This window comes from Sphingomonas canaveralia (assembly GCF_047238125.1).
Lineage (GTDB): Bacteria > Pseudomonadota > Alphaproteobacteria > Sphingomonadales > Sphingomonadaceae > JBDFMH01.
On sequence record NZ_JBDFMH010000001.1, the window covers coordinates 1,336,797 to 1,358,244 of the forward strand.

A 21,448-nucleotide genomic window follows, 5' to 3' on the forward strand; every position below is an offset into this window, starting at 1 on the left:
CAGCTGCTTGCCCCATTGGGATCCGTTCTCCCGGTTCAACCAGCGGCAACTTTCCTTGCTTCGGACGGCAGGCGGGGAAGCAGGCTGATCGCATGGACGTGCAGCTGCACGGTATTGCCCATGCTTTCCTCGATCCGCTCCGCCTCAGCTTTCAGCAAGGCGATCAGCGTGTCAAAATCGATGCGCTCGCCGGTATCGGGGTGGTCCCACTTGCGATCCTTGGCAATGGTGACGAGCAGGCAACCCGACCGGCTGGTCTCGGCGGCCATGTATTTCGTGACCAGTTGGTCCTTCAGCGTATCGCATAGATCACGGGCCGAGCGGCCATCTGCCAGCTTCAGTTCGATTGTCGCTTCAAAGGGTGATCCGGTTGAACGCAGACGGACATCTGTCTCTTTCTCATCGGCAGTGACTGCTTCCTGATCGACGGTGTAGAGGCCGTGGGCGAGGTTCTTCATCTCGCGTGCGATCTCGCGGCGCATGACCTTTTCTTCGGTGATCGCAGCCCATGCCTCTCGCGGCGACATGTCGCGCAGCAGCAGGTCGTCGATGTCTTCCAACCGATCGACCATGACCGAGAACATCGCCGGGCCGGTCAGCGGTGCGGCTTCGCCGGTCTTGTCGAGCGCTACCGCCTGGGCGTCATCAAGCGCAGAAGCATCGACTTCCTCGGCCCGCTGCTCTTCAGCTACTGCGATGATGCGATCCCGGAAATCCGCGCAGAGCGGATCTTCGGCCATCGCGAGCTTGGCGGCCCAACCCTCGTCCCCAGGAGCCTTAAAAAGCGCGCTGACGATCTCATTACGACCACGCTCGGCGTTATCGCGGGCATCCGGCGAATAGGCACCGTCATGATCGACATCATCGGCACGCCGCACATGCTGGTACGATAGCCGCAATAGCCTTAGCAGCGCCGCCGGGGTGAATGACGGCGCGCCGAGATAGATCGCATCGCTGCGATCACCGAATAACGTCGCGATCAGATTGACCCCTTCGCTACGGGCGGCGGGCGCGACATTAGCGAGACGGCGTTCGAGCGCGTCGATCCCGCCATTAGCGTCAAGCCGCATCAGCACCGGCAGCCACACATAGGCAACCGAGTCAGGGATATCTTCGTTCAAGCGCTGCTCGGCTATATCGCGCAAATGCTGGCGAGTCGCATCGTCGCCATGCTTCATAAGGATATCAACGACCCGTTGCAGCCGATTGGCCGCACCGTGGAAATCTTCATTGTGTCCGACACGATCACCATTCGCATCCAGCCACGCGCGCAGCCGGGGCAAGAAAGCCCGGGCGACCGCGGGCGGCGAATGGCCGACGCTTTGCAGCAGCATCGAATGCCAGTTGGCGCTAGCGACGGTTTCAAGTTCGGCGGTCAGTTCCTCGCCAAGAGTCGCATCGACCGCATCGGGATGCGCCAGCACCAACGCCTCAAGCCAGTGCGGTAGTCCATTGAGTTCGATCGGCGCGTAACGCGCCGCAAGCTGCGCCTCGTCCGGGGTTAGCTTTCTTGCCCAATCCGGGTCTTCCGCCTCGGCATAGATCGCTGCCAGTCCAAGCTGCCAGCGTACGAGATAGGTATTCTTTTCATCCTCGGCGCGCTCGCTGCTGAGTGTTGGTTTGTCCTCCCGCCACTGCTTCATCAGCGCCAGCCGCAGGCGGTCGGCAGCATCCTTGTCAAACGCGGCTTCGATAAAGCGCCGGTTCCAGCCGGATTCCCGGCTCTCGTCACCTGCCTGGCTCATGGCCCGCCACAGGTTCCAAGCGGTACTGCCGCGCCGGTCGTCAGCAAAGACCGTGTCCGGGTTGTCTACGATCTCGCGCCAGAACTTGACCCAGCTTTCCATGTCCTTGGCATCGCGCAATTCGCTGACCCTCTGCCGCTTCGCGTCGCGTTCGGCCCACTTCTTCATATCGTCGTCATCGGGTGAGGGTTTCAGCCGGTCATCGATGCGCGCGAGCAAGGCAGGCTGGTGGGCGACATAAGTTTTCAGTCCAAGCACATATTCACGCCATTTTTCGTTCGGGCGGTCCATGCGGAATGCCGCCTCCAGCAGCATCGCCCGGTCGTCCTCCGAGCGCTGCGGGTCAGCCAAATTCCGTTCTATCCAATCCCGATCGCGCATCGGGTCGAGCGTCGTGGGCCCATGCACGGCAAGCGTAGCGTAGCGATTAAACGGCTTAGCGAACTGATGGATGGAGTCGATCAACGCGGCGTCGGCCCAGAACAGTGCCGCATTGTCTTCCGCCGAAAGACCGGCGAGGATTTTCTTCAACTCGGTGAATGGTTCGTTCGAGCCAGTATCGCGGCGCGGCAATCGCATGGCGAGGGTACTCGCTGCCAGCCATTCGGGGGTGATCCCCCCGGTGAGACCTTTGACACAGGTCGCTGCCATCGCATTCGCCAGATGCGGGCGATCGGCCTTGATATGCGGCCAATTATCCTGCCACGCGAAGCCTTCTGCCACCAACGGCGTCAGCCCGTCGCGCAGTTCGGCCAGACGCCCAGCATCCAGCGCCGCATCCGCGATCAAGCGCGGGAGCTGCCACGACAGGTCGCCGACCGTGCGCTTTTTTTCCTGCACGCGCGCCAGCACCTTACAAAGCCGCTCGGTCGACATGTGCTGCGGGTACAGCCGCAGGATCGCGTTGCGGGCCAACGGGTCCGGCCAGGAGGCAGCATCATCGGCGATGGAGGCGGTCAGCGCATCCAAACGAGGATCGCCGAGTTCAGCCAGCGCCTCGACCGCAAAGGTGCGCTCGACCCGCGACCCGGCGGGTTCGGTCGCCAGCGCATGGGCAATATCGCTGCACGCTGCAACTCGCCCCGTTTCGATAATGCGCAGCAGAATTTCCCGAACTTCGGTGTTGGCGATGCCTTCGGCCCATAGACGGTTGATCTCGTTTGCCAGTTCGGGCGCGGCGAACCGATGGATTTGGATATGCGGCACGCTCAATCCGCGCCAGCCACTGTCGCCGTAGCGCTTTACATAAGCGCGAAGCGCCTGAGCCCGCTTCGGCAGGCTTAGCGATTCCGGGTCGCCAAAGGTCAGCAACACGTCCGGCTCATGGTCGCGCAGCATTTCAAAAACCATGTCGTCGTCCAAAGCGAGCCAACCGGCGATGGCGCGTTTCGATGGCCGCGCAATCGTCTTACCTCGCGTCGTGGCGAAAAGGAGCCGTTTTAATGCGCGGGCGGTCATGCCGCGTGCGCGGAGCGCACGGACGCGCTCGGCTGCCAAGAACTCCATGACGGAGCGGTGGTGGAAGCGGACGCGACCGTAGGATGCGAACCCGAAAAGCGGACGCTCCAGCAGCGCTTTTCGCTCCGGCGCCGTCCAATTCGGCAGGATGATGGCAGGGTCCTGGGCAACGTCCTCATGGCCAGCATCCGCCTCGGCGCTGTGCCGAATGGTGAAGCGCCGCGTGTTCATCATTGCCAGCGCCAGCCGGCTCGCGCCTTCGATCGCCTTGTCGATCGATAGCTCGGCTTGCTCGGGGCGGTCCTCGCGCGGCTTCAGCTTGACCCGGATGTTGGTCGTCACCTGTTCGCGGTGGGTGCGGATGCGCTTGAAGTCGCGCCAGTCGGCGCAGAGTTCGAGCAAATCCTGCGGACGCCGCGCAAAATCCTGTGCGTTACGCCGACGCAAATCTTCCAGCAGCTCGTTGGTGTCGATGATGCCCTGCCCCCGCGCGAAATCGGCGATCTGCGCGTCGGACAGCGGCATGAGAGCTACGGTCCGCCACTCGGCGGGTGCATCGTCATCCTTCTTGTCGCGATCTGGACGTTTTCCCATCGCGACCTGGGCAAAAGTCTCGCCGGTTACCTCGGCCTCCGGCGGCGGGGGGACATTGAGCAATCGGCGGATCAACTGTTCATCAAACGGAACTGGGCGCGTGGTGATCACAATACGGACACGCGCGAGCTGGCCGCCAATCGCCTTGCTCAGTCGCTTCAATGCCTGCTCAACCGATCCCAGGCTGAGTTTCAGTTCATCGATCGAATCGAGGAAGAAGGTCGCTACATCTGACTGCGAAGTAAGCCACGCATCCAGCCGCCGCTCTTCCTCGTGATCGAGCATGGTGCGCACATCGCTGCTCGCCAAAGTCGCCAGTTCCAGCAGGAATGCGGGTTCGCCCGCATCCCATAGTCGTTGACGCTGCTCGCGGCATTCGTAGGTCTTGCCCGCCCCAGCCTCGGAGATGATGAGGATGCGTTTGGACCGAAGGATATCCGCCCAATCTGAAGCGCGCGACCAGCCAAGGCTCGTCAGGAAGCTCTGCTGGTCCGCTTCCGCAATTCTGTCGGGTGCGATATCGTTGAAAGCGCGTTGAATTGCCATTTTTCGTTCCGGTCTTGAAGTGCCGTGAGCTGAGCGGACGCGCCGCCATCCGATCTTCTACATCGTAGGATGGTCGGTCAGCTAAGGCCTAATTGAGCACGTCGACGTTGTTGTCGTGGCGACAGCGGCGAGTAAGCCGATGGCAGACCGGCGGGTATGGCTAGTTAGCCGCCCTGTTTGAATAGCGAACCTCTCTGCACCCGTCGGCGCTTTTAGATTCACCTCCTGTTCTCTATGTTGCCCGGATGGCGACTTCCCCTTTAAGACCCGGCGGCCGACAGGACTTCGCGTGCTCCGGCAGCGTCCCAGTCGGCCAGAGGCTCGCCCACGACATTGTCAAGCCCAAAGACTGGGGCGCCTTCCAGCGCAACTGCGTCGTGTTGTTCCGCGAGGAGCTGCGCGACCCGAACGCCAAGGAGTACGGTCGCAATGGGCAGGACCAAGGGGGCATCGACATCCTCGGCCACCGCGACTGCGACCCCGCCCGCGCAGTCGGCGTCCAGTGCCGCCTGATCCAGAAGAGCCTAAAGCACGGCAAGCTGCTGGCGGATTGCCGCGCGGCCTTGACGCTCCCCTTTACGCTGAAGGAGCTCGTCTTCGCCACCACCGCTCCGAACGACGCCAAGGCCGAACAGGCCGCCAAGGCGGTCGAGCGTCAGCTCCGGGCCGAGGGCCACGACGTGACCGTGCACCTCTACGGATGGGAGCAGCTCCAGCTCCTCATCGCGCTGCACGAGCCCGCCTACAACGCCTTCATGCCCACCTCCCTGGCCACCTCCCGGCCCATCGAGATGACGGCCACCGACGCCATGAACATGGCCGGCTTCGCCGCGCGGCTGGCGGACGAGCTCCTGCAGCGCGGCGGGATGGCCTTGGCTCCGCTGCCGGTCGGTCCGGCCGGGCCCGGCAACATCGGCGGGGAGGACCCCGCGCTCCACGGCCGCATCGACATACTGCGCGACCTGGTGCGCGAGGGTGACGGCCTCGCGGCCGAAAGGAAGCTGATCGCTCTACGCGACGGACCGGACGCCGCGGCCGCACCCTGGGCGCGCTACCGGATCGAGACCAACATCGCCGCCGCGCTGATGGACCGCGGCCGCGAGGGCGAGGCGGCGGAGGCCTACGAGCGGGCGCACCGGCTCCGACCCGACGATCCGGACGCGCTCGCCAACCTCTCAATCGCGCGCACGATCCAGGGCCGCCCGGCCGAGGGCATGGAGATCGCGCGCGCGGTGCTCGCCCGGCCTGACCGGACTGAGTTCGCCGTGAGCGCCCTGCTCCAGGCGGCCTCGCGTTCCACATGGGAGGGAGATCCGGAGACGCTCGTGCCCGAGGAGATGCTGGACTCGCGCACTGCGCAGCTCGCCATCGCCGACTTCCTCCGCAGGCGATGGCTGCCCGGATGGGAGGCGCGCGTCCTCGCCCTTCCCGATGGCGAAGGCGAGTTCGACGACGTCACCCGCATCAAGGCGCTGGCCATCCTGTCCATCGCCGTCGACAGCCGCGTGCACGTGGTAGGCGGCGGGGAGACCGTCTCCGACGCCCAGATCGACGCGGCTGCCACGTACATGCTGTCGTACGCGACGCACTGCCTCCGCGTCGGCTACGCGGACCGGCACGACCTGATGGCCCACGTAAGCAACGCGGCCCTCCTGCTGCGCATTGGGGGCCGACGCGAGGAGGCCGAGACGCTTCTACGCGAGGGGCTGAAGGCGCTGCCCGGCGAGGACCAGCTGCTGCGCCTGCTCGCCATGACCCTCATCGACCGCGGCCAGCGGGGCGAGGCGATGAAGGTGCTGGAGCCCGGGACGGAACCCGAGACCGTGCTCATGAAGATCCAGTTCGGCCGGACGGGCTCCGCCTCCGATCGCCTCGCGGCGCTCAAGGCCATAGAGGACGGCGGCGAAGGGCGCGTCGCCGGCATGCGCCGCCGACTCCTTGCGGAGATGGCGATCGCCGCTGGGGACGAGGATGCGCTTAGGACCGTCCTGGACGACATGCTGAGCCGTGCCGAGGACGTGGTCGCCGCACGGCTGCTGGAGGTTGAGGCCGCACGGCGGAACGGCCTCTCCGAGGACGGCACGCACCGGCGGCTCCGCGACATCGCCGGCTCACTTGGCAACGATCCCGAGCCGATCGACCGCACGCTCGTGGCCGAAGCGATGCTTCAGAACGGACTCGAGGCGGAGGCCGCCGACTTGATCGAGGCCCTCGTGGACCTCAACAGCCCCCGCCCTGTCACCCTCATGTATCTGACCGCCCTAGCCGAGGCGCGCCGCGACGGCGCCTATCGCGCAGCCCTCGGCCGGGCCGCGGCCGCGGTCCGCGAGCACCCAGACATGCTCTGGCTCGACGCCCGCCACGCCTGGAATGTTGGCGACCTCGACCGCTGTTTGGCCGACCTCGACCGCATGCTCGTGATCCGCCCCGACCTGCCAAAGGCGACCCTGATGCGGATCGAGACGCTCCTAAGGCTCGGCCGGTCCAAGGCGGTGCTGGAGGCACTCGACAAGCCGATCGAGGACCTTCCCTGGGCCGGCGGCAGCGATCCCTTCCGCGTCGCGAGCCTGCTCGGCCACTTTGGTCACCACGAGCGCGCCGCCCGCCTCGCCTACCGCCTTTTCCTGCAGCAGCGGGACCGTCCGCGGGCATGGATGACGCTCGCGTCCATGACGATCCGCGAGGGACAGGAACATGCCGAACGGGCCTCGAACTGGTCACGCACGACCGTGGGCACCGACGTCGCTGTGGACATCAAGTACGAGGACGGCAACGCCGTCTTCTTCATCGTCGAGCCGGACAGGGGGCTGCGCTCGCTGGATCCCGATTCATGGGAACCCGAGCACGCGCTCGTAAGGACGGTCTCGGGTCTGGCGGTCGACGACACATTCGTCGGTCCCGACGGCAGACCCGGACGGATCGCCAAGCTGCGACATAAGATCGTCGCCCGCTTTCACTACGTCCTGGAGAACTACGAGGGCCGCTTCCCGGACGTCTTCGGCTTCAAGTCGATGAGCATCGATCCCGAAAGCCCCAACGGCCTGGACGGGATCATCGCCGAGCTGACGGAGCGTCACGACTGGGTGCTCGCCGAGCAGGATCGCCACGTCGCCAGCGGCATGCCGATTGACGTGCTAGCCGCGCGGCTCGGCCGGGACACGATCGACGTGGCGGGTGGCCTCGCTGAGCAGGGCATCCGGCTTCAGGTCGCCGTCGGCACGGCGCCAGAGCGGGAGGCGGCTCGCGTCGCGATCATCCGCAACGGCCGGAGTGGGTGCGTCCTCGACCTGCTGTCCTTCTGGACAGCGTGGCGCCTCGGCGTGCTCGGGATCGTCGGGGAGACCTGCGGTCAGGTGACCGTCCCCAGGAGCGTGGCCGACCGCCTGCACGCCCGCCTCGACCGGCACTCACTGTCCAAGGGATCCGGTCATGCGTCCATGTCCTACCTAGAGGGCGGACGCATCCTCCACACCGAGACACCGGCCGAGCGGATGGCGGAGATCTGCGACGACCTGTCGGCCGCGATCGCGTGGATCGCGCGCAACGACGCCTCGCGCCCGCTCGTCATCGGCGATGACCTGCCCGCCGCCTTCCGAAACATGATTCAGTCCGGCCGGAGCGACATGCTCGACGCTGTCGCGCTCGCACTGACCACGAGGACGCTGCTGGTCTGCGACGACCTAGCGCTCCGCGGCATGCACGCAGCCGGCGGTGGCGAGCGGTCCGCATGGCTCCACGCCGTCCTCACAGAGGCCAGCGGTCGGGGCCGCCTTTCCGTCGCCGACCTAACCCGGCACACTGTTGATATGATCCGCGCCGGCCAGGCCCAACTCGGCGTAAATGGCGGCATGATCGCGCTGGGGATCGAACAGGACTGGCTGGAGGATGGCCGCCTCGGCAACCGCGCGAGGGCCCTCGCTAGCCGCCTCGGCGGTAGCGAGGCCGAACCGCTCTCCCATCTGAACGCCGCCTGCGAGGCGATCGGCCAGATCTGGACCACCGACAGCGTGAGGCCCGTCCGAGACGCCGCCACCGGCTTCATCCTCGAGAGCCTAATCCGCCAGAGGTCCGACTGGCGCCGCATCCTCCAGGCGGTCGACCGCTTCGCCGACCACATCCCGGGCCTGCGCGACTATGTGCGGGGATGGACTCGCGGCCATTTCCTGCCGGACTACTGCTAACCGCGAGACGTAGGCGGAGGCCCAACCGGCTCTGCCAAATTGCCGTCCTGAAAGGATAGGTGCAAGGGTGTGCATGCACCTAGATGCATTCAACGGTGCCGCCGGTAGCCGGGGTGCAGCTGGTTTACGACCGGACAGAAATTGTCTCGCGGGATACGCCTCGCCACCGGCTCCACATAGCTCGTATTGGGTAGCGCAGGTTGTTGTGGATGTCCGCAATAGTGCTCGCGAAATGGCCGAAGAGCTGCATTTGAGCTTGCCGCCTTTGGTCCTGAGCAACCAAGTTTGGTTCTCGTAGCTGCCGTCGGGCTGAAGGTGAACAAGCGTCTGCTTACGTCATAAGCGCCTGGAAAGCAGACAGGCCGCTCTCCACCCAATGATGATCACGAACGCAGCCGGTCCGAGCGGAAGCACAGTTGCGTCGTTTGCCCTTGCGCAGCCTGGATCCAGGTTCTCCGAGCTACAGTCCAACCTTCTCGAGAGCAGCCGCAATCTCCGCGTTTCGCCGTCCCGCATCCTTGGGCGCAAGCTTGTTCAATACCGTCTGGATACGGGTCTGCGCGACTCGCAGCGTCTTGTGGCGCACTTCGCGTGTGGCATTGGTGCGCCACGAGGGGCTTTCTCCGAGCAGCGCTGCCCACTTGGCTTCTTCCGCTGCCAGGATGGCCAGCGCCAATCGCAGACCGTCCCGCCTTCCGTGTAAAAACTCCTCGGACAATCGACAACTCCCCGTGAAGGCTCGGCACCTGCAATCGACCGATCTAACTCCGTTTGAAGATCAGTCGCATTACAGACGCTCGGTACTCAGCCCTCGGTGCTGTCGCCCAGATGATCTTTCGCTGCGGCCTTGGCTTGCGCAATGCCGAGCTTCCGCTTGGCAGGACGCCCAGCTTTAGCAGGCGCCTTTGGCGCCGCGGGTCCGCCCGTCGCGGCCTTGGCTTGCGTCATCCCCGGCTTGCGGCCCAGACCAATTGACTTCGCCATCTCACGGCGCGCGTTCGAATAATCCTCGGCAACCATCGGATAGTCCGCCTTGAGGTTGTAGCGCTCACGATACTGCTCAGGCGTCAAACCATGGCCTGACAGATGACGGCGAAGCGTCTTGTAGGGCTTGCCGTCGATCAGCGAAATGATGTGCGCCTTGGAGGCGAGTGACTTTCGCACGGTGACCGCGGGCGTATAGTCCGGTGTCTCTTCAGCAGCGGCGGGTGCAACCGGCGTTTCGGACAGAGCGACGAGCGTCGCATGCATCTTTTGCAGGAATGCGGGCACGTCGTCAGCGGGCGCACGGTTGTTCGGATTGTTGAGCCACGCAATCGTCAGCTCGGTCGCAAGCTCGATCTTGTCCGAGCCGGTCTGTTCGTCAGCCATTGGAGATCCTGTGATGTTTGATGGCTCGCCATAGTGGAGCGAGGCCGCCAGTCAATCTCACGTCATGGTAAAAGCTCGATCTGGACTTCATGACTGTGGCCGGGCGTGCTGACCTTATAGACCAAGATGACCTTATCGATCTGCAGCGCAGGCTACTGACATTGGCGGGCATGATCATTGAAGATCGAAGTGTCGCTCTCATCCTTTCGAGCGATCCTGTCGCAGCGGTTGCATGCTTGACGAGATCGGCTGCAGAATTAGCTGCTATCGCAGCCTGCTACGATGTCATCAGCCGTCTCCGGACTTCTTCCGGGGAATAGCGTTCGCTCGACTGGACTTCGCTGGCACCTCGAGCATTGCTGTTTAAGAGAGTCGCAGCCGGGACGAGCACGGCTGCCGCCCGGATGGCGCCAACCACCGGGCTGTGGGCAGTGGGAGCAGCATGGCGCTGTTCCCGCTGGAGACCAACCCTCATGAAGACCCTTACCGATATGCAGCTGGTACTGCTGACCACCGCTGCCCAGCGCGAGAGCGGTAGCCTTCTTCCTCCGCCTGATACGCTTGGCGCTCAGATGGCGCGGATCCGCAAGGCAGTCACTGCGCTGGTCGGACTCGGGCTCGCCGCCGAGATCGAAGTTGCCGACCGCGCCGCCTCCTGGCGCGAGCATGATAGCAAGCTCTACGGTGTCACTATTACCGAGGCGGGACGCGAACGGATCGGAGTGGCGCTGCCCCCTGCCCTTCCCACCGAGCCCGGCAACGGCGTGCCCCCTGAGAGTGCACTTACCCCGCCGACCAAGTCGGCACAGGTGGTTGAGCTGCTGTCTCGCGATGGCGGCGCCAGCGTGGCTGACATCGTGGCGGTGACAGGCTGGCTCCCCCATACGACGCGCGCCGCACTGACTGGTTTGCGCAAGAAGGGCCATGCCATTGTGCGCGATGGCGAACGCGGTGCGCTGCGCTACCGGATCGCCACGGCGTGAGCGGCGCGCGGCTGGCGGCGCAAATGGCGGCGCTGGCGGTTATGCCGCCAGCGCAGCTCCCGGCTGAGTGGCACCGGGTATGGAAGGCGGGGGCGCCACGGCTTTCGGCGGACCTGCTGCGGCTCGGCATCGCCTACCGGCTCCAGGAGAAGGCGCTGGGCTCGGTAGGCGGCAGCCATTCTTCGGCGCTGCGTCAAGCTGTGAGCAGGCGCAAGCGACCTGGTCTGGCGCCCGGGACCCAACTGGTGCGCAGCTGGAACGGGCGATCGATCTCGGTGATGGTATCGGACGACGGCTATATCTGGGAGGATCGGTCCTACGGCTCGCTGACCGCGATTGCGCGCGAGGTCACCGGCACGAACTGGTCGGGGCCACGCTTCTTCGGACTGGATGGCATGCATGGCTAAGCCGCTCGCGACCCGCACCAGCTTTCGCTGCGCGGTCTATACCCGCAAATCAACCGAGGAGGGCCTGGATCAATCGTTCAACAGCCTCGATGACAGCGAGAGGCGTGCGAGGCCTATATCACCAGCCAGCGCCACGAGGGCTGGACGTTGGTGCGAGATGCCTACGACGATGGCGGCTTCTCGGGCGGCAACATGAACCGCCCGGGGCTCACCCGGCTGCTGGCCGATGTGCAGCTCGGCAAGGTCGATGTGGTGGTGGTCTACAAGGTCGACCGGCTGACCCGGGCGCTGTCCGACTTCGCCAAGATCGTCGAGATTCTCGATGCTCGGGGTGCCAGCTTCGTGTCGGTTACCCAGTCGTTCAACACCACCTCGAGCATGGGGCGGCTGACGCTCAACGTGCTGCTGTCGTTCGCGCAGTTCGAGCGCGAGGTCACTGGCGAGCGGATCCGGGACAAGATCGCCCAGTCCAAGGCGCGCGGCATGTGGATGGGGGGACCGGTGCCGCTGGGCTACCGGGTCGCGAACCGGATGCTGCTGGTGGATGAAAGCGATGCCGAGACTGTGCGCCACATCTACCGGCGCTATCTGGCGCTGGGCTCGGGCAGCGCACTGATAGAAGAGCTGCGCGCCGACGGCTACCGGACGAAACTGCGCCAGACCAGCGCTGGCCCCAGGGGCGGCGTGCCCTTCTCGCGAGGCATGCTGTTCGCGCTGCTGTCGAACCGCATCTATCTTGGCGAGATCGTCCACAAGGGTGTCGCCCATCCCGGTGACCATGACGCGATCATTTCGACTGAGCTGTGGGTTGCGGTGCAGGCGCAGGTCGCGGCCAAGCGCAACGGCATCAAGGCGCGTGGCCATTCCGAGACATACAGCCTTCTGGCCGGCATCATCCGCGATGGTCTGGGGCGGCGGATGTCGCCATCGCATGCGGTTCGCTCCGGCCGGCGCTACCGCTACTATGTGACGCACGCATCCGAGCTCATCACAGGCGGGCCGGACGCCTGGCGGATGCCCGCGCAGGATGTCGAGCTGATAGTGCTCAGGCAGCTGCGCCAGCTGCTGGGTGACAGGAAGCGCATCGCAAACTTGGCGGGCGACGGTGAGGCAGGAACTAAGTCGGTCGCGCTTGCTACGGCGGAGCAGCTGACCCGAAAACTCGACGCATCGCATAGTCGGCGGGCGCTGGTCGCATCGCTCGTGACCGGCGTCACGGTCCGGCAGGACGAGGTCGAGGTCGTTGTCGATCCCGCAGCGCTGCTGCGAACGTTGGGACTGCCCGAACACGTTGGCGCATCACCGAACACCATCGTTGCCCCCGCTGTCCGGATCAGGCGGGGGAAAGATGTGAAACTGGTACTGGCCGATGCATCGGGCAGCGCCACCCGGCGCGATGACCAGCTGGTCGGCCTGATCGCTGAGTCTCGCTCGACCCGCGAACTGCTCCTCGCCAACCCGGCACTGACCATCACCCAGCTGTGCACACAGCATCGCCTGTGCCGCAAGCGCGTGGCCAAGCTGATCCGGCTGTCATTTCTCTCGCCGCAGCTGGCCGACCAGATTGTGGCTGGCAAGCATCCTGCACGCATTACCGCGCGCCGGCTTCTGGATGCGGAGCTGCCACTTTGGTGGGATCAGCAAGAGCGCCTGCTCCTCTCCCACTGAGACCCACCTCATCTGAGAGGTCTGCAAAATGGCGCTTCGAGACCGGGGCGCCATTTCTGTTCCAGGCCGCTGAGGAGCAGTCTCGCGGCCTCTCGCTTTGAAACCGTCCGCCCCCAAAGCCCCGGAATTACGGCCAGAATATTTCGAGGCCGGCAAAGGCAGCCAAAATATGGTGAGCATGGGAGTACGTGGTGCCGCTTACAGGACTCGAACCTGTGACCCCCGCATTACGAATGCGATGCTCTACCAACTGAGCTAAAGCGGCAGCGGAGGCGCGATCTATCAGCGCCGATGCGGGCTGGCAAGCGGCGGCTTGTTTACCTTCCGGCAACCATGGCGGGTGCAAGGTCTGGCGGCCCGTGGCGCGGGCGCGGACGGGGTTTGAACTCAATGAACATGATGCGCGCAATCGACGAGGCGGCCGAAGCGGCGGTGGAGTTCCCCGCGGCCGACGAGCCCGGCATTGAAGCGCCGCCGGCGATCGGTGGCGACGAACGGCGCATGCATGTGCGCGCCTATAATTACTGGGTGTCGCTGCTCGATGGGCGCGCTTTCCCGTCGATCGCCGATCTCGATCCGGCCAGCGTCGATGATTTCGGCCCGAACAGCGTGCTGATCGATTTCAGCCGCGATCCCGAAAACCCGGAGATCCCCTGGCTCGGCCGCCGGCTGCGCGAGGAAGGCGATCTGCCGGCGAATGTGCGCACCATCCACGATGTGCCGCGTCGCTCGCTCGTCTCGCGGCTGACCGATCATTATCTGCAGATCCTGGCCAATCGCGCACCGGTCGGCTTCGAGGCCGAATTCCAGAATGTGCGCGGTAACAACAGCATGTACCGCGGCATCCTGATGCCCTTCTCGTCCGATGGCGGGCAGATCGACTTCATCTACGGCGTGATCAACTGGAAGGAGATGGCGGACGCGGCGACCGCGGCCGACATCATTGCCGCCGCCGATCGCGCGCTGCGTGCGCCCCCCACCATGAACCAGGCGCCAATCTGGGCGGATGGCCCCAGCCGGGAGCCGCTGGATGCCGATTATGTTCCGCCTGCGATCGAGGGGATGGACGCGCTGGCACCGGGAATTCCCGCGGCCGATATCGCCGGTGACGATGCGGACGACCTGTACGACCAGCTCGCATTAGCACGCGAGACCGCGGATACCGTGCGCGCCGCCGACGGCCGCAGCCGCGCCGCGCTCTACCGTGCCCTTGGCCTTGCCTATGACTTCGCGTTGATCGCAGAGGCGCGGCCGCAGGATTATGTCGAATTGCTCGAGGATGCCGGCCTGAAACCGCAGGCCCGCGCACCGATGACACCGATCGTGAAGCTCGTGTTCGGGCTGGATTACGACAAGACGCGGCTGACCGAATTTGCCGCAGCGCTTGCCCATGGGCGCCGGCTGGGGTTGCCTCGCGAAGGGCTGGCCGCATTGCTCGAGCGGCAGCCGGGCGGGCTGAAGGGCGTGGTCGCTGCAGAGCGTGCCGCGCGCCGGCCGGACAGCGTGCCGGATCGCGATGCGGCGGCGCGTGCCTGCCTGCGCGACGCTCCTGCCCTTGCCCGGATTTCTCACGCCAGCACCGGCAGCGAGTTTGTCTTGTATCTGGGACGACGCACCGGCGACGGGGTCGACCTTGTCGCCATGCTGCCCGATGATTCGCCGCTGGTAGGACGTGCAGTCCGCCAGGCCGTGCGTTGAAGGTTGCGCCAGGCCAGCAGCTAACGTCATAAAATTTCGAAGGATCACTGCGTTTGGCGCGGCCGTGTCGCGTCGCGCGAGACGGGTTGCCCGGCTTGGGCGGCGCGCGCATAGCCCGCCGGATGCGGACCACCGCTTGGTACCGCACAACAGGAGCGGACTGACCCATGGCTGCCGACGCCTCGAATCCTCGCAACCTCAAGGATGCGATTGCAGATGCGCTGATCGCGGGCGCGCTGCCCGGCGAGACCGATCAGTTCGACGATGCCGCACGGGTTGAGGCCGCCAGCTTCGTGGCGGAAGTTGCGGCGCAGCGCCTGCCGGAGACGCCCGCATTGAAGATCGAATCGCCGGGCAGCGACGGCCCGCGGCGCCGGATGCGACTGGCGATCGTGAACGACGACATGCCTTTCCTGGTCGATTCGGTCGCCGGTGCGGTTGCCGCGCGCGGGCTGGGCATTCATCGCCTGCTGCACCCGATCCTGACCGTGCGGCGCGGCGGCGATGGCGCATTGGATGCGGTGCTGTCGCCCGACAGCGCGGGCGAGCGTCGCGAATCACTGATCTATATGGAGCTCGACCGCGCCGACGCGCGTGACCGGCGGGCGCTGGAGCAGGATCTGCTGGCGGTTCTGGCCGATGTCCGTGCTGCCGTCATGGATTGGCCGCGAATGCAGCTGCTGATGCGCGAAGAGGCCGGCAAGTTGCCGGATGGCGAAGGCGCGGCGCTGTTGCGCTGGTTTCTCGAACGGCATTTCACACTGCTCGGCACGCGTGTCGAGATGGGTGATGGCCGGGTCGAGCCGGGCCTCGGCATCCTGCGCGATACTACCGTGCCGATCTGGACCGCGGATGCCCGCGCGGCGGCGATCGCCTGGTTCCAGGACGGCAACGAAGCGCCACTGATCGTTAAGGCGGATCGGGTGGCGACCGTCCATCGGCGCGCGGCGCTCGATCTGCTTGCGCTGCCACTGCGCGAAGCCGGCCGCGTAACCGGGTTGACGCTGATCGCCGGCCTGTGGACCAGCGCGGCCCTGCGCGCCTCTTCGGACAAGGTGCCCGTGCTGCGCCGTCGCCTGGCGATGATCGAGGAACGGTTCGGCTTCGATCCGCAAAGCCATGCCGGCAAGGCGCTGCGCCATGCATTGTCGGCCTTGCCGCATGATCTGCTGATCGGTTTCTCGCCCGCCGCGCTCGAACAGGTCGCGCTCACCGCCATGTCGCTGGCGGATCGGCCGCGGCCCAAGCTTGTGCTGGTGACGAGCCCGCTGCGCCGCCACTTGTTCACATTCGTCTGGCTGCCGCGCGACGAGATGTCGACCGCGCGGCGGGTGGCGATCGGCGAGATGATCGAGGCGGCCACTGCGGCACGGATCGAAAGCTGGTCGGTCGAACTCGACGATGGCGATGACCTGGCGATGATGCGCTACATGCTGGATCTGCCGGAAGGCGCGGCAGTGCCGGACGCCGGCGCGCTGGATCATGCGCTGAAGGAGATGCTGCGCGGATGGGCGCCTGCGGTCGAGGAACAGCTCGCCCAGGCGATCGGCGCGAACCGCGCGGCGCGGCTCGCGCTGACCTATGCGCACGCCTTCCCCGCCGGCTACCGGGCGCGCTACGATGCGGTGGAAGCGGCGATCGACGTGCAGCGTCTCGCCACTCTCTCCGATGCCGGCGCGCGCGGCGCACGGCTGTCGCGACACCCGGGTGACGAGGCGACCACGCTCCACCTGAAGACCTATCGCCAGGATGGCATGATCCCGCTATCCGATGCGGTGCCGGTGCTGGAGAATTTCGGCTTCCGCGTGATGGCCGAGAATCCGACCCCGATGGATCAGGGCCGGGCCGGCTACATCCATGATTTCCTGCTCGAAGCTGCCGATGCCGAGACGACCGCCGCGATCACGCGCCGGGCCGAGGTGGCCGAACAGGCGATCGCCGCGGTGCTCGAAGGGCGCGCCGAGAATGACAGCTTCAACAAGCTGATCGTCGGCGTCGGGCTCGATCCGAAGGCCGTGATCCTGTTCCGGGCATGGTTCCGCTATCTGCGCCAGACGGGGCTGTCCTATGGGCTGGATACCGTGGTCGAAGCGCTGCGGCGGGCGCCCAAGGTGGCACGGGGCATCGTCGACCTGTTCATCGCGCTGCATGATCCGCGCAACGGCGGTGAAGACGCGGTATCGCGCGCGGGCGGCGCGATCGATGCCGCGCTGGCCGAAGTCTCCGCGATCGACGACGACCGCATCCTGCGCCGCATTCGGGCAGTGGTGCAAGCGACGCTGCGTACCAACGCCTTTTCGCCGGCAGCGGACGAGGCGCTGGCCTTCAAGCTGGAATCGAAGAACATCCCCGGCCTGCCCGCGCCGGTGCCGTGGCGCGAGATCTGGGTCTATTCGCCGCGGGTGGAAGGCATCCATCTGCGTGGCGGCCCGGTCGCGCGCGGCGGGCTGCGCTGGTCGGACCGGCGCGATGATTTCCGTACCGAGATCCTGGGCCTGATGAAGGCACAGGTGGTGAAGAACGCGGTGATCGTGCCGACCGGCGCCAAAGGCGGCTTCTACCCGAAGCAACTGCCGCCGGCCGCCAATCGCGATGCCTGGCTGGCGGAGGGAACGGAAAGCTACCGCATCTTCATCCGCTCGCTGCTGTCGGTCACCGACAATATCGTCGAAGGCAAGGTCGTCCATCCCGACAAGGTGGCCATCCGCGACGGTGACGACCCCTATTTTGTGGTTGCGGCGGACAAGGGCACCGCCACCTTCTCCGACGTCGCCAATGCGATCGCGATCGACCGCAAGTTCTGGCTGGGCGATGCCTTCGCCAGTGGCGGCTCGGTCGGCTATGACCACAAGGCGATGGGCATCACCGCGAAGGGTGCCTGGGTTTCGGTCCAGCGCCATTTCCTGGAACGCGGCGTCGATGTTCAAACCCAGCCGATCCAGGTCGCGGGCTGCGGCGACATGTCGGGCGACGTGTTCGGCAACGGCATGCTGTTGTCCAAGGCGCTCAAGCTGGTCGCCGCGTTCGACCATCGCCACATCTTCCTCGATCCGAACCCCGATCCCGCGCGGTCTTGGGAAGAGCGTGCGCGCATGTTCGCGCTGCCGCGATCGTCCTGGGCGGACTATGACGCGTCGGTGATCTCGGCCGGCGGCGGCATCTTCCCGCGAAGCCAGAAGAGCATCCCGCTGAGCGCCGAAGTGCAGGCGATCCTGGGGTTGACCGAGGCAGAGATGGAGCCTTCGGCGCTGATCTCCGCGATCCTCAAGGCGCCGGTCGACCTGCTCTGGTTCGGCGGCATCGGCACCTATGTGAAGGCCCGTGCCGAGAACAACGCCGAGGTCGGCGATCCCGCCAATGATGCCCACCGCGTGAACGGTGAGGATCTGCGCGCGATCGCGATCGGCGAGGGTGCCAATCTGGGCGTCACCCAGGCCGGCCGCATCGCCTTTTCCGAACGGGGCGGTCGCCTCAACACCGACTTCATCGACAATTCGGCGGGCGTCGATTGTTCGGATAACGAGGTCAACATCAAGATCGCGCTCAACCGCGAGATGATCGAGGGCCGGCTTGGCTATGAGGATCGCAACGCCTTCCTCGCCTCGATGACCGATGATGTCGCCGCGATCGTACTCGAAGACAATCGCCTGCAGACGCTGGCGCTTTCGCTCGCCGAGCGTGGCGGTGCGGATGCCCTGCCCAGCTATGTCCGCGTGATTGAGGCGCTGGAGGGGATGGGCCGGCTCGACCGCGGGGTCGAAGGGCTCGGCAATAACGAGGAACTGCTGCGCCGCGCGCAGGACGGCCGCGGGCTCACCCGCCCCGAACTGGCGGTCCTGCTGAGCCATGGCAAGCTTGCGCTGCAGGCGCGGCTGGAACGATCAGCGATCCCCGCGGACGAAGCGTTGCGCCCGCTGCTGATGGCAGCCTTTCCGCCGGCGATGCAGGAACGGTTCGCCAAGGCGATCGAGGAGCATCGCCTGCGCCCCGAGATCATCGCCACCAAGATGGCGAACCGGGTCGTCAACCGGCTCGGCGTGACGATCCCGTTCGAACTGTCGGAGGAGGAAGGCGTCAGCCTTGCCCATGTCGCCTCGGCCTATTTCGCGGCAGACATGATCTTCGATCTCGAGGGCGTGTTCCGTCGGATCGAGCGGGCCGCTGTCGCCGAGGACGATCGCCTGCGCCTGTTCGAGACGGTCGCTCGCATCGTGCGGCTGCACATCGCGGATCTGCTGCGCGTCTCCACTGCGGAAGCCACGCCCGGCGAAATGGTCTCCGCGCTCAGCGAGGGCGTCAACCGGCTTGATCAAGCTGCGGCGGGACTGCTCAAAGCCGAAGCCCAGGTCCAGGCCGATCAGTTGCGGGCGCGGGTGGCGGCGCCCGGCGTCGATCCCGCGCTGGTCGATCGCATCGTCCGCCTGAACGAGCTCGATGGCGCGATCGGCACCGCCAATCTCGCCCGCACGCTCGGCGTCGACGAAATCGAGGCAACCGCGGCCTATGTCCGGTTGGGTGAGGCACTGGGGCTGGATTGGGCCAAGGCCGCCGCGATCCGGTTCAACCCATCCGATCCGTGGGAACGTCTGCTTACCGCCGGGTTGGCGCGCGACTTCGAATCGCTCAGGCTCGACTTCCTCGAGCGGGCGGGTGCGAAGGCGCCGCAGGCCGCGGTCGACGCCTGGCTGGAGGCGCAGCGCAGCCGCGTGCTTCAGTTCCGTGCGCTGGTCGACCGCGCCCGGGCTGCGCCCGCCCCCACTGCTGCGATGCTGGCACAGATTGCAGGCCAGGCGCGCGTGCTGCTGTCACGCTGATAACAAGGCTCCCCGCCGTTCGACGCGAGCGGCGGGGAGCAGCTCGAACGGTTATTCGGCGGCCACCGGGTCGCGCATGGCTTTCGCCCGCCGACGCTTTGCCACATCGGCCCGCCAGCCGCGCGTGCGGAGCCACATGATGATACCCGTCACGCCGAGCACCGCGGGCGCAATCCCGCCCAGGAAGATCAGCACCTGCCAGACCGCGCCCATCCCGGTGCCGTCATGCCAGCGGCGCATCATCTGTGCGACCGGATTGCCAGGCGCGCGATCGCCCCGGCGCGGCGCTTCCGCCAGGCCGGTGGCATCGGCCACCTTGATCTCCTTCGGACGGCCTTCGCCGCGGGCTATGCCGACCGTCCAGTCGGTCGATAGATCGGTCGGCCAATTGATCGAGGCGAAGGCACCGGGCTGCGCGGCACGTGCTGCCGCCACCACGGCATCCGGCGTCTGCACGGTCTCGACGAGGGGTCTGGCCCGCATTCGCGCGGCGCGATCGGGCGGCGGCGGCCCCTTGCGAGCGCCTTCCGCAGTCGGCGGGGCACCGATCGCCGAGAACCATTGCGGAAAACTGATCCACACGCCGGTGAGGGACAGCATCGCCAGCGGCAGCACGATCCAGAAGCCGACCTGATGATGGAGATTGTCGTCGAACCGGTTCGATCGCCGCCAGCGCAGGCCCCGCGTCCAACGGCCGATGGTCGGCCACCAGAGCCACAGCCCGGTCAGGCATGAGATCAGCATCGCGACCCCGATCCAGCCGACGATCTGCCGGCCGATGCCCGGCACCAGCAGGCTGCCATGAAACTGATGCAGCCAGCGCACCGCCCCCGCATTGGCATCGGCCACGTCCAGAACACGCGCAGTCGGTGGATCGAGATAAACGTTCGTGCGGGTCGGCATCCCCCGCCCCTCGGCGGGCCGCATCGCGGTCAGCGTGACCGCGGCGCCATCCTCGCCGGCGCGGATCGATGCGATCCGATCTCCGGCTACCAGCCGCGGCTTCGCCGCGGCGATGTAGGCCGATGGCTCAATCATAGCCGTGCCGCTGATCGCATAGCGCTGCGGATTTAGCTGCGCATCCAACCAGTCGTGCCAGACAAGCGCCGATCCGGTGACCGAAATCGGGATGATCAGCAGCACAAGCAGGATGCCGATCCATTTATGGAACTGGAACCAGAGGCCCCGCAGCCCGATCTTCGTGACAGCCATGCCAAACCCCCGCTTCCGATCGGAGATCGATGGCAAACACGCTATTGCCAGTCAATCGCAATATGTCAGAGTTCTACCCAGCGGCGTAGCAGGTTGTGATAGACGCCCGTCAACCGGATCACCTCTGCATTCCCTGCCCCCAGCGTAGCGGACAGCGCCTGGATCGCGCGATCCAGTTCGAGCAGGTCGCTGCGCGCGGCATCGTCGCGCACCATGCTCTGGACCCAGAAGAAGCTGGCCACTCTTTCGCCACGCGTAACCCGGGTCACATGATGAACGCTTGACGCCGGGTATAGGATCAGATCGCCCGCGACTAGTCGCGCGGTCTGCGCGCCGAACGCGGTATCCACGGTCAGGTCCCCGCCGTCATAATCCTGTGGGTCAGTGAGGAATAGCGTCGCGGATAGATCGCTGCGCATCCGGAAATCACTGCCGCGTTTCAACCGCACTGCATTGTCGACATGCGCGCCGAACCCGTCACCCGCGCCGTAGCGGTTGAACAGCGGCGGGAAGACCTTTGCGGGCAGGGCCGCGGCGATGAACAACGCCGAGCGCCCGAGCGCATCGAGAATGATCGCACCCGCCGCGCGGGCCGCGTCGCCGTCTTCGGGCAGTTGCCGGTTGCGCTTTGCAAGCGCCGCCTGCGGGCCGGACGTGACGTTGCCGTCTACCCAGTCGGCGGCATCGATCAGCCTGCGCACTTCGGCAAGCTGATCGGCACCAAGCAGGCCGGGGATCGGGATCATCATGACCGAGGCCTAACCTGCAGTC

The 21,448-nt window shown here is 65.8% G+C and carries 11 protein-coding genes and 1 tRNA gene; 6 read left to right on the forward strand and 6 right to left on the reverse strand.

Annotated elements, in window-relative coordinates:
- Nucleotides 1-35 precede the first annotated feature (35 nt).
- The gene (hyoA, locus tag ABC347_RS06385) at nucleotides 36-4,343 is read right to left on the reverse strand and encodes an NACHT domain-containing antiphage protein HyoA (protein ID WP_413244897.1); all 4,308 of its coding nucleotides are present in this window, start codon (nucleotides 4,341-4,343) and stop codon (nucleotides 36-38) included.
- Between the two features lie 245 nt (nucleotides 4,344-4,588).
- Here hyoA and ABC347_RS06390 point away from each other — a divergent pair, with 245 nt between their 5' ends.
- Nucleotides 4,589-8,524, forward strand: coding sequence for a PIN domain-containing protein (locus tag ABC347_RS06390; RefSeq protein WP_413244898.1), 3,936 nt, complete (start codon nucleotides 4,589-4,591; stop codon nucleotides 8,522-8,524).
- A gap of 460 nt (nucleotides 8,525-8,984) precedes the next feature.
- Here ABC347_RS06390 and ABC347_RS06395 read toward each other — a convergent pair whose 3' ends face one another.
- Complete coding sequence (locus ABC347_RS06395) at nucleotides 8,985-9,200, reverse strand: hypothetical protein (protein ID WP_413244899.1); 216 nt, start codon at nucleotides 9,198-9,200, stop codon at nucleotides 8,985-8,987.
- A gap of 128 nt (nucleotides 9,201-9,328) precedes the next feature.
- Entirely contained in the window at nucleotides 9,329-9,895 is a 567-nt protein-coding gene (locus tag ABC347_RS06400) for a Ros/MucR family transcriptional regulator (protein WP_413244900.1), read from the reverse strand.
- Between the two features lie 473 nt (nucleotides 9,896-10,368).
- Here ABC347_RS06400 and ABC347_RS06405 point away from each other — a divergent pair, with 473 nt between their 5' ends.
- The 3 genes from ABC347_RS06405 (at nucleotide 10,369) to ABC347_RS06415 (ending at nucleotide 12,953) form a co-directional block, all read left to right on the forward strand.
- Complete coding sequence (locus tag ABC347_RS06405) at nucleotides 10,369-10,878, forward strand: DUF3489 domain-containing protein (RefSeq protein ID WP_413244901.1); 510 nt, start codon at nucleotides 10,369-10,371, stop codon at nucleotides 10,876-10,878.
- Nucleotides 10,875-11,285 (forward strand): DUF2924 domain-containing protein, encoded by a 411-nt coding sequence (locus ABC347_RS06410; protein WP_413244902.1) that lies wholly within the window; start codon nucleotides 10,875-10,877, stop codon nucleotides 11,283-11,285. Before ABC347_RS06405 ends, ABC347_RS06410 begins: the two co-directional genes overlap by 4 nt.
- 150 nt (nucleotides 11,286-11,435) lie before the next feature.
- Nucleotides 11,436-12,953 (forward strand): recombinase family protein, encoded by a 1,518-nt coding sequence (locus ABC347_RS06415; RefSeq protein WP_413244903.1) that lies wholly within the window; start codon nucleotides 11,436-11,438, stop codon nucleotides 12,951-12,953.
- Nucleotides 12,954-13,142: 189 nt separating this feature from the next.
- On the opposite strand, the gene ABC347_RS06420 is transcribed toward ABC347_RS06415, so the two are convergent.
- Nucleotides 13,143-13,218 (reverse strand) — tRNA-Thr (locus tag ABC347_RS06420).
- A 125-nt stretch (nucleotides 13,219-13,343) separates the two neighbouring features.
- Here ABC347_RS06420 and ABC347_RS06425 point away from each other — a divergent pair.
- Together ABC347_RS06425 and ABC347_RS06430 are read left to right on the forward strand one after the other, a co-directional pair.
- Complete coding sequence (locus tag ABC347_RS06425; RefSeq protein WP_413244904.1) at nucleotides 13,344-14,651, forward strand: PAS domain-containing protein; 1,308 nt, start codon at nucleotides 13,344-13,346, stop codon at nucleotides 14,649-14,651.
- Between the two features lie 167 nt (nucleotides 14,652-14,818).
- A complete protein-coding gene (locus tag ABC347_RS06430) occupies nucleotides 14,819-19,465 on the forward strand; it encodes an NAD-glutamate dehydrogenase (RefSeq protein WP_413244905.1) in 4,647 nt (1,548 codons plus the stop codon).
- 51 nt (nucleotides 19,466-19,516) lie between these two features.
- Here ABC347_RS06430 and ABC347_RS06435 read toward each other — a convergent pair whose 3' ends face one another.
- Together ABC347_RS06435 and ABC347_RS06440 are read right to left on the reverse strand one after the other, a co-directional pair.
- Nucleotides 19,517-20,677, reverse strand: a complete 1,161-nt coding sequence (locus ABC347_RS06435) for a PepSY-associated TM helix domain-containing protein (RefSeq protein ID WP_413244906.1) — start codon at nucleotides 20,675-20,677, stop codon at nucleotides 19,517-19,519.
- Nucleotides 20,678-20,742: 65 nt separating this feature from the next.
- The gene (locus tag ABC347_RS06440) at nucleotides 20,743-21,426 is read right to left on the reverse strand and encodes a Fe2+-dependent dioxygenase (protein ID WP_413244907.1); all 684 of its coding nucleotides are present in this window, start codon (nucleotides 21,424-21,426) and stop codon (nucleotides 20,743-20,745) included.
- Nucleotides 21,427-21,448: the final 22 nt, after the last annotated feature.